The sequence below is a fragment of the Stutzerimonas degradans genome (assembly GCF_024448505.1).
GTDB lineage: Bacteria > Pseudomonadota > Gammaproteobacteria > Pseudomonadales > Pseudomonadaceae > Stutzerimonas > Stutzerimonas degradans.
The window spans coordinates 180,754-192,410 of the sequence record NZ_JAMOHV010000005.1 but is presented as its reverse complement, the minus strand read 5'-3'; the positions used below and the strand labels follow the sequence as shown (position 1 = coordinate 192,410).

At 61.7% G+C, this 11,657-nt stretch carries 12 protein-coding genes; 8 read left to right on the top strand and 4 right to left on the bottom strand.

Annotated features, from left to right (window positions below; all coding sequences use genetic code 11):
- The first annotated feature begins 40 nt into the window (after window positions 1-40).
- The 6 genes from NAV27_RS09540 (at window position 41) to NAV27_RS09515 (ending at window position 5,183) form a co-directional block, all read left to right on the top strand.
- On the top strand, window positions 41-1,309 hold the full coding sequence (locus NAV27_RS09540) for an OprD family porin (RefSeq protein ID WP_102829222.1): 1,269 nt from the start codon (window positions 41-43) through the stop codon (window positions 1,307-1,309).
- 190 nt (window positions 1,310-1,499) lie between these two features.
- Complete coding sequence (locus NAV27_RS09535; protein ID WP_102829223.1) at window positions 1,500-1,904, top strand: ElaB/YgaM/YqjD family protein; 405 nt, start codon at window positions 1,500-1,502, stop codon at window positions 1,902-1,904.
- Window positions 1,905-1,917: 13 nt separating this feature from the next.
- The gene (locus NAV27_RS09530) at window positions 1,918-2,298 is read left to right on the top strand and encodes a phage holin family protein (RefSeq protein WP_102829224.1); all 381 of its coding nucleotides are present in this window, start codon (window positions 1,918-1,920) and stop codon (window positions 2,296-2,298) included.
- Window positions 2,295-2,615, top strand: a complete 321-nt coding sequence (locus NAV27_RS09525) for a hypothetical protein (RefSeq protein ID WP_008568996.1) — start codon at window positions 2,295-2,297, stop codon at window positions 2,613-2,615. The genes NAV27_RS09530 and NAV27_RS09525 overlap by 4 nt, the downstream gene beginning before the upstream one ends.
- Window positions 2,616-2,751: 136 nt before the next feature.
- Window positions 2,752-4,083, top strand: a complete 1,332-nt coding sequence (locus NAV27_RS09520; protein ID WP_102829225.1) for a deoxyguanosinetriphosphate triphosphohydrolase — start codon at window positions 2,752-2,754, stop codon at window positions 4,081-4,083.
- A 2-nt stretch (window positions 4,084-4,085) separates the two neighbouring features.
- Window positions 4,086-5,183 carry an FUSC family protein gene (locus tag NAV27_RS09515; protein WP_102829226.1) on the top strand — a complete coding sequence of 366 codons (1,098 nt, stop codon included), beginning with the start codon at window positions 4,086-4,088 and terminating at the stop codon, window positions 5,181-5,183.
- Here NAV27_RS09515 and NAV27_RS09510 read toward each other — a convergent pair.
- Window positions 5,167-5,511: a YggL 50S ribosome-binding family protein gene (locus NAV27_RS09510; protein ID WP_102829227.1), complete on the bottom strand. Its 345-nt coding sequence runs from the start codon at window positions 5,509-5,511 to the stop codon at window positions 5,167-5,169. The two genes, NAV27_RS09515 and NAV27_RS09510, sit on opposite strands and share 17 nt — an antisense overlap.
- Before the next feature lie 271 nt (window positions 5,512-5,782).
- On the opposite strand from NAV27_RS09510, the gene dacB reads away from it, so the two are divergent.
- Entirely contained in the window at window positions 5,783-7,240 is a 1,458-nt protein-coding gene (gene dacB, locus NAV27_RS09505; RefSeq protein WP_102829228.1) for a D-alanyl-D-alanine carboxypeptidase/D-alanyl-D-alanine endopeptidase, read from the top strand.
- A 52-nt stretch (window positions 7,241-7,292) separates the two neighbouring features.
- Here the strand turns inward: dacB and rlmKL are convergent, their stop codons facing one another.
- A complete protein-coding gene (rlmKL, locus tag NAV27_RS09500; protein ID WP_102829229.1) occupies window positions 7,293-9,470 on the bottom strand; it encodes a bifunctional 23S rRNA (guanine(2069)-N(7))-methyltransferase RlmK/23S rRNA (guanine(2445)-N(2))-methyltransferase RlmL in 2,178 nt (725 codons plus the stop codon).
- Between the two features lie 356 nt (window positions 9,471-9,826).
- On the opposite strand from rlmKL, the gene rmf reads away from it, so the two are divergent.
- Complete coding sequence (rmf, locus tag NAV27_RS09495; protein WP_003289553.1) at window positions 9,827-10,042, top strand: ribosome modulation factor; 216 nt, start codon at window positions 9,827-9,829, stop codon at window positions 10,040-10,042.
- A gap of 107 nt (window positions 10,043-10,149) precedes the next feature.
- Here rmf and NAV27_RS09490 read toward each other — a convergent pair whose 3' ends face one another.
- Both NAV27_RS09490 and NAV27_RS09485 read right to left on the bottom strand, forming a co-directional pair.
- Entirely contained in the window at window positions 10,150-11,181 is a 1,032-nt protein-coding gene (locus NAV27_RS09490) for a quinone-dependent dihydroorotate dehydrogenase (protein WP_102829230.1), read from the bottom strand.
- A gap of 90 nt (window positions 11,182-11,271) precedes the next feature.
- The gene (locus NAV27_RS09485) at window positions 11,272-11,493 is read right to left on the bottom strand and encodes a DUF2835 domain-containing protein (RefSeq protein WP_054093161.1); all 222 of its coding nucleotides are present in this window, start codon (window positions 11,491-11,493) and stop codon (window positions 11,272-11,274) included.
- Between the last annotated feature and the right edge of the window lie 164 nt (window positions 11,494-11,657).

The following is an 11,657-nucleotide window of genomic DNA, read 5'->3' as shown; positions in this document are numbered from 1 at the left end:
AGCGACTTTCAGAGCATCATCCAACGAGGAGAAATAAGAAATGCTCAAGACCCCCATCGCCCGGGGCGTGGCCCTCGCCACTCTGGGAGCAACACTGGCTATCCCGACCATGGCTCAAGCTGCCTTTATCGAAGACACCAAGGCCGGCCTTGAACTGCGTAATTTCTATTTCAATCGCGACTGGCGCCAAGACGGCGGCAACAGCGGTCAATCAAAAGCCGACGAATGGGCACAAGGTTTTCTGCTGCGCGTTGAATCCGGTTATACCGAAGGTACCGTGGGTTTCGGTGTTGACGCCCTTGGTCTGCTCGGCGTGAAGCTTGACTCGAGCCCTGATCGCGTTGGTACAGGTCTGCTGCCTAGCGACGTTCAGAAAGTTAATGGTGCGCCGGATGACTACTCCCAATTGGGGCTGACTGCTAAGGCCCGAGTTTCCAAGAGCATTCTGAAGGTCGGCACACTGCAACCCAAGAATATGGCTATTGCAACCAGCGACAGTCGCCTGCTGCCGGCTACGATGCGCGGCGCCCAACTGGTCTCCAACGAGATTGACAACCTTACTCTGGATGTTGCCTATTTCGACCAGTTCAATGATCGTAACTCCACCGACGATCAGGACATCACTATCAATACCACAGGTAAAGGTATTGATGGCAATAAGGAGTCGGACGAGTTCGTTTACCTCGGCGGTACTTACAAGCTCACCAAGGATCTGAGCGCCTCCTACTACTACAGCAATCTGGAGGATAACTATAAGCAGCACGCAGTGAACCTGATTCACGTGCTGCCGATCGCTGATGGTCAGTCTTTGAAGACCGATCTGCGTTATCAGCGATCGAAGGATGATGGCAATACAAACGTCGATAACAAGGCGTTCGGTGCAATGGTCACCTACTCCATCAGCGGCCACAGTTTCGGCCTGGGTTATCAGAAGATGTCCGGTGACACCGGTTTCGCCTATATCGGCGGTGGCGTGGACCCCTATCTGGTCAACTATGTGCAGATCGGCGATTTCGCGCAGCCTGACGAAAAATCGTGGCAAGCTCGCTACGACTATAATTTCGCTGCCATCGGCATTCCTGGCCTGACCTTCATGACTCGCTATGTCACTGGCGACAACTTCGAGCGTGCTGGCGTCTCGGAGGGTAAGGAATGGGAGCGCGATACTGACATCGGCTACGTAATTCAGGATGGTGCGCTCAAGAACCTGGGACTCAAATGGCGTAATGCCACCTTCCGCAGCAATGGTGCAGCCAACGATATCGACGAGAATCGTCTGATCGTCAGCTATACCATCCCGTTGATGTAATCGCGTCTTTGCTGCATTGCAGCAAAAAAGAAACCCGCCTCGGCGGGTTTCTTTTTATTTGATGAGAAATTTAAATCCAACACCCACCGCGCTATCCCATGGAGCGAAGCGGGAACCTTACCTGCGGGCTATGCTCGAAACTTGCAGCACTGGAACACATCGTTCCGGCACAATCTCGAGGAGCCGCCCCATGTCTACCGAGTCTACCTTCGGCACTACCGACGAAACCCCGATTCCCGATGCATCTCATGAGCATCACACACCGCTGTTCGACAAGTCGGCTCATCGGCGCAATCTGCACAATGCGCAAAATGCCCTGATTGACGAATTTCATACGCTGATAGGGGATACCGAGCGCCTGCTCAAGCACACTCAGGAAACTGCCGGCGTACAGAGCGAAGAGCTGCGCGGCAAGATCAACGAGAACCTGGTTCGGGCAAAAGCGCTACTCAAGGAACGCGAAGCCTCCATGCGCGAGCAGAGCCAAGCCGCGATTCAGTGCACCGAAGACTATGTCCAGAGCCACCCCTGGCAATCGGTAGGCATTGCTGCCGGTGTCGGCTTCCTGCTGGGCCTGCTTTCTTCACGTCGCTAAGTCGAGGTAGTCAATGGAGGTCGAACCCGGCGAAGAGGCACCAAAGCCTTCGCTGAAAAAACTGGGCGGGGCGTTTGTCGGCCTGCTGCAAGGGCATCTGGAACTGCTCGGCATCGAATTTCAGGAGGAAAAAGCCAGGACAGTGCGGCTTTTTCTCCTCGCCGGGGTCAGCCTGATTCTGGGGCTGCTGGTGCTGATCGGCCTTTCCGCAGCATTGGTGATCGTCTTCTGGGACAGCTACCGAATCACCGCAATTCTGGTGCTTTGCGCCATTTACGCTGTCGGCATGGCGATCTGTATCGGTCGTGCGCTGAAGCTTGCCAAAGCGTGCGCCTCACCCTTTCAGGCCACGATTGAAGAACTTACCCGCGACCGGGAGCGCCTATTACCATGAGCCAGCAACTGAGCACCGCTAGCGATCTGGATATGCGCAAAGAGCTGGTTCGCCTGCGGATGGAAATGCACCGGCAGCAGTTGCTCTACCATGCGCAGCCGTTGAGCCATCCATTCGAACAGGCGCGAAGCATGCTGGCCAGACGTCGCGAAAGTGTGGACGGGGGCACAGGGAAGAAACCGCTAATGATGGCCGCGACCGTGGTCCTGGCGCTGTTTGGTCGTCGGCTGGGCAGAATCGGTACGCTTGCTCGCGTCGCTATCACGCTTTATCCGCTGATCAAAGGGCAGCAGAAGTTGCGCAGCAAATTGCGCTAGGAGTTGTGCTTCACGCGGAGCCATGGCAAAGCACCGTAAAACCTGCATCGATGCGACGGGACCTTAGCCGCATCGGTGTATGGCGACTACTGTGCTAGCTTAGTCGCGCCCGCTGGAAGCCATATGGAGATAGTCCTTGGACTGGCATACCCTGCTTACCCGTGAACGACTCGGCAAATCCACCCACAGCAGCGAGGAGCTGGGGCGGAGCCCGTTTCACAAGGATCATGACCGCATCATCTTCTCCGGCGCGTTTCGTCGGCTGGGTCGCAAGACCCAGGTTCACCCGGTTTCCAGCAACGATCACATCCACACACGCCTGACCCATTCGCTGGAAGTCAGCTGTGTCGGTCGCTCGCTCGGCATGCGGGTCGGTGAAGTGTTGCGCGACGGGTTGCCCGAATGGTGCTCTCCGGCCGATCTGGGAATGATCGTACAGTCCGCTTGCCTCGCCCACGACATCGGCAACCCGCCCTTCGGCCATTCGGGCGAAGACGCAATTCGTCACTGGTTCCAGCAGGCTGCGGATCGCGGCTGGCTGGATGACATGAGCGATTTCCAGCGTTCGGACTTCCTTAACTTCGAAGGAAACGCCCAAGGCTTTCGGGTGCTTACGCAATTGGAGTACCACCAGTTCGACGGCGGCACACGACTCACCTACGCCACGCTGGGGACATACCTCAAGTATCCATGGACCTCGCGGCATGCCGAGGCGCTGGGTTACAAGAAGCACAAGTTCGGCTGCTATCAGAACGAGCGACCGCTGCTCGAACAGATCGCGCTGAAGCTCGGCCTGCCATTGGTGGAGGATCAGCGCTGGGGTCGTCATCCGCTGGTCTACCTGATGGAAGCGGCAGATGACATTTGTTACGGGCTGATCGACCTTGAAGACGGCCTGGAAATGGAGTTGCTCGACTACCCGGAGGTCGAAGCCCTGCTGCTCGGCCTGGTTGGCGACGATCTGCCGGAAACCTATCGCCAGCTCGGCCCGAAGGACTCTCGGCGACGCAAGCTGGCAATCCTGCGGGGCAAGGCGATCGAGCACCTCACCAACGCCGCTGCTCGCGCTTTCGTCGCGCAGCAGCACAACCTGCTGCGCGGGCAATTGCCGGGCGATCTGGTCGAGCACATGCACGGCCCCGCCAAACAGTGCGTGCTGCAGGCCAAGGCGCTGGCGCGCGAGAAGATTTTCCAGGACAAGCGCAAGACGCTCCACGAGATCGGCGCCTACACCACGCTCGAAATTCTCCTTAACGCGTTCTGCGGCGCCGCACTGGAACAGCATCGCGGGCGCAGCCTCTCGTTCAAGAATCAGCGCATTCTCGATCTGCTGGGCCGTAATGCACCTAATCCGAACGCGCCGCTGTATCACTCCTTCCTGCGAGTGATCGATTTCATCGCCGGCATGACTGACAGCTACGCAACGGAAATGGCCAGCGAGATGACTGGCCGTTCCAGCCCGGTGTAGCCATGAGGCATCTGCTGACCGAAAGCCTGCGCTGGCATCCCGGGCGCCCCGCCTGGGGCGCGGCCGCGGTTGCCACGCTGGGCTGCGCCCTGCCCTTGTTGCTCGGCCTGTTCAGCGGGCACCCGGGGTTTCTATGGGCGACGGTGGGGGCATTTCAGGCCGCCAAGGCCAACCCGCTGCATCGCTTCGGCATGCTACGCATGTTGCTGCTAATCGCCCTGGGCGCCTGCAGCGCCGGACTGGGCTTCTGGTCCGCCACTCATCCGCTGATCAGCCTCGGCCTGTTTGCCTTCTACGGCCTGCTGCTGGCTTGGCTGCAGCGTTATGGCAACGAAGCCGGCAAGCTGGGCATCGGCCTGGCGATCTGCCTGTGCCTGGGGCAGGGCCAGTACGGCATCGCCGATTTCAACAACCCTTATGCGATTGCAATATTGTTTGCGCTCGGTGGGCTGTGGGTGACGCTGCTCGCGTTCGGCATGCGCGGCGTACATGGCTTGCGCATGTGGCCTTACATGCCGCGTCTGATGAGCCTGCTGCGCGTGCTGCGACGCCATGCACGGCGTACGCCGATCCGTCAGTGGAGGCAACATGCGCTGACCTATGTGCTGGCCTGTGCGCTCGGCGGCGCGATCGTCGAACTGGCGGACCTGCCACGCGGCTACTGGCTGACGCTGGCGGTATTCACCACGCTGCAACTGGATATGGAACGGAGTCTGATGCGGGCGCTACAGGCTTGCCTGGGCGTTCTCGGAGCGGCGGCCATCCTGATTTACATGGGGCACAGCCTGGCGGATCCACCGTTGATGGTGATGATCCTGCTGCCGCTGATCTTTTTCGGACGGGCGTTCCAGGCGCATCACTACGGACTGTTCGTCCTGCAGGCGACGCTTGGCTTCCTGCTGCTGGCCGAAACCCTGGCGCAGGACTGGAACCTGCCGCAAATGCGGTTGATCAATGCGACCATCGGCGTCGGGATCGCCCTCGGCGCAACGCTGGTCATGTACCTGCTGCGCCGACTCATCACCAGGCGGTCGTCGAAACGACCGCAGGCGACGGCTCAAGAGGACCAGGCGCGAGACGCGACTACGCCTCGGTCCTGATCGGGTTTTCCGGGTACCAGACATCCATCAGCGGACTGACGGAGTATTCGGCCAGCTCGGCACGCCCCTTCAGCCAGGCATCCACTTGCGCACGCTGCTCTTCGCTGACCGAGCCGCGACGAGCGAGGCAAACGAAACCATAATCTTCGCCACCGATATAGCCGAGACCCTTGGCTTCCATCGCTTCGGTAACGAACTCCTCAAGGAAGTCATCCACGGCCTTGGCGTCCACGCCTTCGCGATAGGTCAGGTTGATCTCGAAGCCGAGCTCCTGGAATTCGTCGACACAGAGCTTCTTGCGCAGGCGACGCGAACGGTTGGTAGCCATCTGGAGTGATCCTTTTCTAGTTTGATAACGGCGCGCACTGTACCAGCTACGCCGCGCTTAGGCGACGAAACCACCCTGCCCGCAGCACTGGCCGCCAATATTCATCGCACTGCCCTTTTGCAGGATGATGGCCTGCCCGGCTACGCTTATCGGAGTGGGGGCACCGTGCCTCCGGTGCGCAGGCATAATGCCCGCACCTTTTCCCTTGAAGCAGTGGGAATCCATATGCCGCGATCAGCAATTCGTGCCCGTTTTTCAGAGGCGCCGTCAGATGAATAACTTTCTCCGCTGCATGGCCATCGCCGCACTGGCGGCGCCGCTGGCCTGGCCCGCGCACGCTGCGCCGGTCAACCAGAACCTGCCGCCGCAGGTAGTCAAGGCGCTCAAGGCCAACAAGATCGAGACCAATGCCCTGTCGGTGGTGATGCTGCCGCTCAACGCCAAAGGCGCACCGACCTTCGTCAACGCCGACGTCTCGGTCAACCCCGCATCCACGATGAAACTGGTGACGACCTACGCCGCGCTGGAACTGCTCGGCCCCAGCCACCAGTGGAAGACCGAATTCTATGCCGACGGCCCGCTGGTCGACGGCACGCTCAACGGCAACCTCTATCTCAAGGGTGGCGGCGATCCGAAGCTGAACATGGAGAAGCTCTGGCTGCTGCTGCGTGATCTGCGGGCCAACGGCGTGCGCAAGGTCACCGGTGATCTGGTGCTCGATCGCAGCCATTTCATCCAGCCCGAACTGCCAATTTTCAATGACGATGGCGGCGACCAGAACAAACCCTTTCTGGTCGGCCCCGACTCGCTGCTGGTCAACCTAAAGGCGCTGCGCTTCATCGTGCGCAACGATGCAGGCAAGGTGAGCGTGGCCGTCGAACCGCCGATTGCCAACGTGAAGATCGACAACCGCGTCAAGCCGCTGCCAGCCGCCAAATGCCCAGGCTGGCCGGACGTGCTGTTCAATCCGGTCCGCGATGCCGACAGCGTGACGGTGGTGGTCAGCGGCAAACTGGCCGCCGGCTGCCGGTCCCAGACCTACCTCTCGCTACTTGACCATCCCAACTACGCCGCCGGCGCAGTGCGCGCAATCTGGCAGGAACTGGGCGGTAGCATTCTCGGCCAGGATCGCGTCGCCCAGGTGCCGGAGGATGCGCGCCTGCTCGCGCGGGCGTTCTCGCCGGACCTGGTGGAGATCATCCGCGATATCAACAAGTACAGTAACAACACGATGGCCCGGCAGCTGTTCCTCAGCCTCGGCGCGGAGTTTCGCAACGAAGCGGATGGCGACGACTCCAAGGCCGCGCAGCGCGTCATTCGGCAGTGGCTGGCGAAGAAGGGGCTGATTTCCCCGCATCTGGTCATCGAGAACGGCTCCGGCCTTTCGCGCGCTGAACGCGTGAGCGCACGCGAACTGGCCAGTCTGTTGCAGGCCGCGTGGCGCAGCCCCTATGCAGCGGAATTCATCTCCTCGATGCCGCTCGCTGCAGTGGACGGCACCATGCGCAAGCGTCTGCGCAACACCGAAGTCGCCGGCAAGGCGCACATCAAGACCGGTACGCTCAACACGGTGCGCGCGATTGCCGGCTACAGCCGCGACGGTGACGGCAACACCTGGGCGGTGGTGGCGATTCTCAACCATCCCCGCCCGTGGGGCGCGTCATCTATCCTCGATCAGGTGCTGGTCAGCCTGCACAACCAGCGTCACGCGGACACAGCCCAGCGCTGATTAATGCATGAGGGCGGCCTTCGGGCCGCCCTCATGCAATCGGCCAGTACCGTCAGCGAGCCTGTAGTCGCCAGGCGCGGTGGATCTTCGGGTTGCGCCGGAAATCCTCATCCAGCGTAGCGGCGCTGATCTCTTCCACCGCGTAGCGCTCGGCGATACTCAGGTCGAGCTCGAACTTGCGGAAATTGTTGGAGAAATACAGCGTGCCACCAGCCGCGAGCCGCGCCATCGCCAGGTCCAGCAGGGCGGCATGGTCACGTTGCACGTCGAACACCCCCTCCATTCGCTTGGAGTTGGAGAAGGTCGGCGGATCGATGAAGATCAGATCGTATTCGCCGCGATCAGCCGCCAGCCATTCCATGACATCGGCCTGTTCCAACCGCTGGCGATCAGAGAAACCGTTGAGCGAAAGATTGCGCCGCGCCCAGTCCAGGTAGGTGCGCGACAAGTCCACGCTGGTGGTGCTGCGGGCGCCGCCCTTGGCCGCGTGCACCGTAGCCGTCGCGGTGTAGCAAAACAGGTTGAGAAAGCGCTTGCCCGCTGCCTCGCGCTGGATGCGCAGGCGCAGCGGCCGGTGATCGAGGAACAGCCCGGTATCGAGGTAATCGGTGAGATTGACCAGCAGCTTCACGCCGCCTTCGATTACCTCCAGAAATTGCCCTTGCGCCGCTTGCCGTTCGTACTGGCGCGTCCCGCTCTGCCGCTCGCGACGCTTGACCACAACCTTCTTGCGCGGCACACCCAGCGCCTGCGGAATGGCCGCCAAGGCATCAAGCAGACGCGCCTGGGCCTTGTCCGGGTCGATCGAGCGCGGCGGCGCGTACTCCTGCACATGCACCCAGTCGCGATACAGGTCCACCGCCACGGCGTATTCGGGCATGTCGGCGTCGTATAGGCGGTAGCACTCGATACCCTCGCGGCGCGCCCATTTCCCCAACAGGCGCAGGTTCTTCTGCAGGCGATTGGCAAACATCTGCCCGCCTTCGCTCAGCCGCGCCACTTCGACGGGCGCCGGCGCGGCGTTTGGCTGCGGCGGCGCGGTGCGATTGTCGGTCACGAACTGGTCGAGCTCGACCTTGATTAGCAGCAGCTTACACGGCAGCGCGCCGTTCCAGAAGGCGTACTGCTTGTGGCTACGAATGCCCATGCGTTTTCCCAGGTCAGGCGCCGCGGTGAAGATCCCCGCCTCCCAGCCGAGGCAAGCCTGGCGCAGGCGCTCGCCGAGGTTCTGATAGAGATACAGCAGGCTCGCTTCGTCGCCCAGGCGCTCGCCATAGGGCGGGTTGCAGATGACCAGCCCCTTCTGGTTCTGGTCGGGACGCGGCTCGAACGTCGCCACATCACCCTGATAGATGCGAATCCAGCTCCCCAGCCCGGCACGCTCGATGTTGTTGCGTCCTGGCTGGATCAGGCGCGGATCGGCCTCGTAGCCCCGAATCCACAATGGCGGACGCGCCAGACCGGCCGCAGCGCGAGCCTCGGCCTCATCATGCAAGCGGTGCCATAGCGCCGGCACATGTCCGAGCCAGGCGCTAAAGCCCCAGCGCTCGCGCTTGAGGTTGGGCGCGATGTCCGCGGCGATCATGGCGCCCTCGATGAGGAAAGTACCCACGCCGCACATCGGATCGGTCAGCGCGCCGCCTTCCGCCGCAATGCGCGGCCAGCCGGCGCGGATCAGCACCGCCGCCGCCAGGTTTTCCTTGAGAGGCGCAGCGCCCTGCTGTAGGCGATAACCGCGCTGATGCAGGCTGTGCCCGGACAGATCGAGCGACAGCACCGCCTCGCCCTTGTCCAGGCGCAGGTGCACGCGCAGGTCGGGGTTCAGCTTGTCGACCGTGGGCCGCTCGCCGCTGGCGGTGCGCAGACGGTCGACGATGCCATCCTTGACCTTGAGCGCACCGAAGTGAGTGTTGTCGATACCCGACCCGCGCCCGCTGAACTCGACCGCCAGGCTGCCGCCAGGTTCCAGATGCTCGGCCCAGTCCACGCTGCGCACGCCTTCGTAAAGGGTCTCAGCGGTCGTGGTCGGAAAGCGGCTGATCACCAGCAGCACGCGATTGGCCAGGCGCGACCAGAGACACAGACGGTACGCGACTTCCAGGGCGCCGAAACCGCGGATTGCCGCGGTCTGCTCACGCGCGTCCTCCAGTCCCAATTGCCGGGCTTCCTCCAGCAACAAACCTTCGAGTCCCTTGGGACAGGTGAGAATGAGTTCGTGACGGTCGGTCATGGATGCTTCCAGTGAGTGTTCGAAGCGGAACGATCCGACCCTTCGTCGGAATGGCCCAGCAAAAAATTGCCCTGCGTCACACAGACGCGCGCCGGCGCTGTCGCACGGTTGCGGGCGGGTGGCTCTAGGCCCGGCAGTACACACTGCTTATGGGCTGAACCATAGTTTGGTTACCTACTTATGACAAAACGATCATTCCAGCCTCTCGGCCATTGGGTTAGAACTCGTCCCAATCGACCATCGCAATGAGGTCGATGGCGTCCGCCACGCCGGCAGCGGACCCAACGGCAGCCTGTCTGCCCGGTCTCGCCATGAGGCCACCAGGAACACCAGTCAACCACTGAGGGCAATACCCAATGAGAAGACTCAAGCGTGATCCGATGGAACGAGCATTCCTGCGCGGTTATCAACACGGCATACATGGCAAATCTCGCGACCTGTGTCCTTTCACCCATCCCACTGTGCGCCAAGCCTGGATCAACGGCTGGCGGGAGGGTCGCGGCGACAACTGGGATGGTCTGACCGGCACCGCCGGTCTGCATCGACTGAACGAACTCCACGCGGTCGGCTGATTACCCGACCTGACCGACTCTTCATCGCACGCCCCATCCGGGCGGCGGGCTAGAAGCCCAGGGGCTCCGATCCGGAGCCCCGCATCGGGCCGATTCCGACCTCTTAGTCACTGCACCTTCGCGCGCAACTCGGCAATTGCGTCCACCGCCTCGCGAATCAGCGCCGGCCCCTTGTAGATGAATCCCGAATACAACTGAACCAGGCTCGCCCCGGCGGCGATCTTCTCAGCGGCATGGCGCCCCTCGGTGATCCCGCCCACGGCGATGATCGGCAATCGCCCGCTGAGGGTCTGCGCCAGCACGCGCACGGTATGGGTGGATTTCTCGCGCACCGGGGCGCCCGACAATCCGCCTGCTTCGTCGGCATGCGCCAACCCTGCAACGCCCTCACGGCTCAACGTGGTGTTGGTCGCGATGATCGCATCCATTCCCGCTTGCAGAACCGCCTCGGCTACCAGCACGGTTTCGTCGTCGGTCATGTCCGGGGCGATCTTGATCGCCAGCGGCACCCGCTTGCCATGCTCGATCTCCAGATCCTCGCGGCGCAGGCGCAACGCTTCGAGCAGGCGCTTGAGCGAGTCGCCGAACTGCAGGCTGCGCAGCCCCGGCGTATTGGGCGAGCTCACGTTGACGGTCACATAGCTGGCATGGTGGTAAACCTTGTCCAGGCACAGCAGGTAATCCTCGTCGGCGCGCTCCACTGGCGTATCGAAATTCTTGCCGATGTTGATACCCAGCACGCCCTTGAAATGCGCGGCATCCACCCGTGCGAGCAGCGCATCGACGCCGTGATTGTTGAAGCCCATGCGATTAATGATCGCCTCGGCTTCCGGCAGGCGGAAAATGCGCGGCTTCGGATTGCCCGGCTGCGGGCGCGGCGTGACGGTGCCGACTTCGATGAAACCGAAGCCCAGCTGCGACAATCCGCAAATGGCCTCGCCGTTCTTGTCCAGGCCTGCAGCGAGCCCGACCGGGTTCGGGAAATCGATTCCCATGACGCGCACCGGCAGGCTGGCCGGCGACTTGCTCAGCAACCGGTTGATACCCAGACGGCCGCCCGCGCCAATGAGATCGAGCGACAGCTCGTGAGACGTTTCCGGGGACAGCTTGAACAGCATCTGGCGGGCCAGGTTATACATACGCAGCCTAGAATCTCGGGAAGTGATGGCCGCGGAGTATAGCAGGCGACGCGGTGTTTCAGCCGCCTGCAAGGCTGCTCAGAAGGCACCTCAGCGCAAGCGATGCAGGCCGACCAGCTGGCCTTGCTCGGCAAATTCCAGCTCGAAGGAACCAAATACCCCTTCGCGAGTCACAAAGGGCCGCAGATGATGAACCGGTAGGCTGATTCGTCTGCCGTCGCGGCTGCGTAGCAGGACGCGGTTGGCGTGCCCTTGATAGGCAGCCAGCAGGCGTTCGGCAGGTAGTGCGATATCCAGCACCAGGCTAGGCATGGAGGCTCCTCGTGTTCAATTGCAACAATCCTCGCACATCGGCGTACCGTTCCGGCCGCCATAGCCGATCGACTCGTCGCTACCCGGCCCATCATGCGCGCAAGGCAGGTGCGCTTCGCGGCTCGGTCTGCCACACTCCCAAGCGTACTTTCCGAGCTCAAGCA

Coding starts and splice junctions, on each gene's coding strand:
- NAV27_RS09535 (WP_102829223.1), top strand. CDS start 1,500: ATGTCTACCGAGTCTACCTTCGGCACTACCGACGAAACCCCGATTCCC.
- NAV27_RS09530 (WP_102829224.1), top strand. CDS start 1,918: ATGGAGGTCGAACCCGGCGAAGAGGCACCAAAGCCTTCGCTGAAAAAA.
- rmf (WP_003289553.1), top strand. CDS start 9,827: ATGAGAAGACTCAAGCGTGATCCGATGGAACGAGCATTCCTGCGCGGT.
- rlmKL (WP_102829229.1), bottom strand. CDS start 9,470: ATGACCGACCGTCACGAACTCATTCTCACCTGTCCCAAGGGACTCGAA.
- NAV27_RS09510 (WP_102829227.1), bottom strand. CDS start 5,511: ATGGCTACCAACCGTTCGCGTCGCCTGCGCAAGAAGCTCTGTGTCGAC.
- NAV27_RS09490 (WP_102829230.1), bottom strand. CDS start 11,181: ATGTATAACCTGGCCCGCCAGATGCTGTTCAAGCTGTCCCCGGAAACG.
- dacB (WP_102829228.1), top strand. CDS start 5,783: ATGAATAACTTTCTCCGCTGCATGGCCATCGCCGCACTGGCGGCGCCG.
- NAV27_RS09515 (WP_102829226.1), top strand. CDS start 4,086: ATGAGGCATCTGCTGACCGAAAGCCTGCGCTGGCATCCCGGGCGCCCC.
- NAV27_RS09540 (WP_102829222.1), top strand. CDS start 41: ATGCTCAAGACCCCCATCGCCCGGGGCGTGGCCCTCGCCACTCTGGGA.
- NAV27_RS09485 (WP_054093161.1), bottom strand. CDS start 11,493: ATGCCTAGCCTGGTGCTGGATATCGCACTACCTGCCGAACGCCTGCTG.
- NAV27_RS09525 (WP_008568996.1), top strand. CDS start 2,295: ATGAGCCAGCAACTGAGCACCGCTAGCGATCTGGATATGCGCAAAGAG.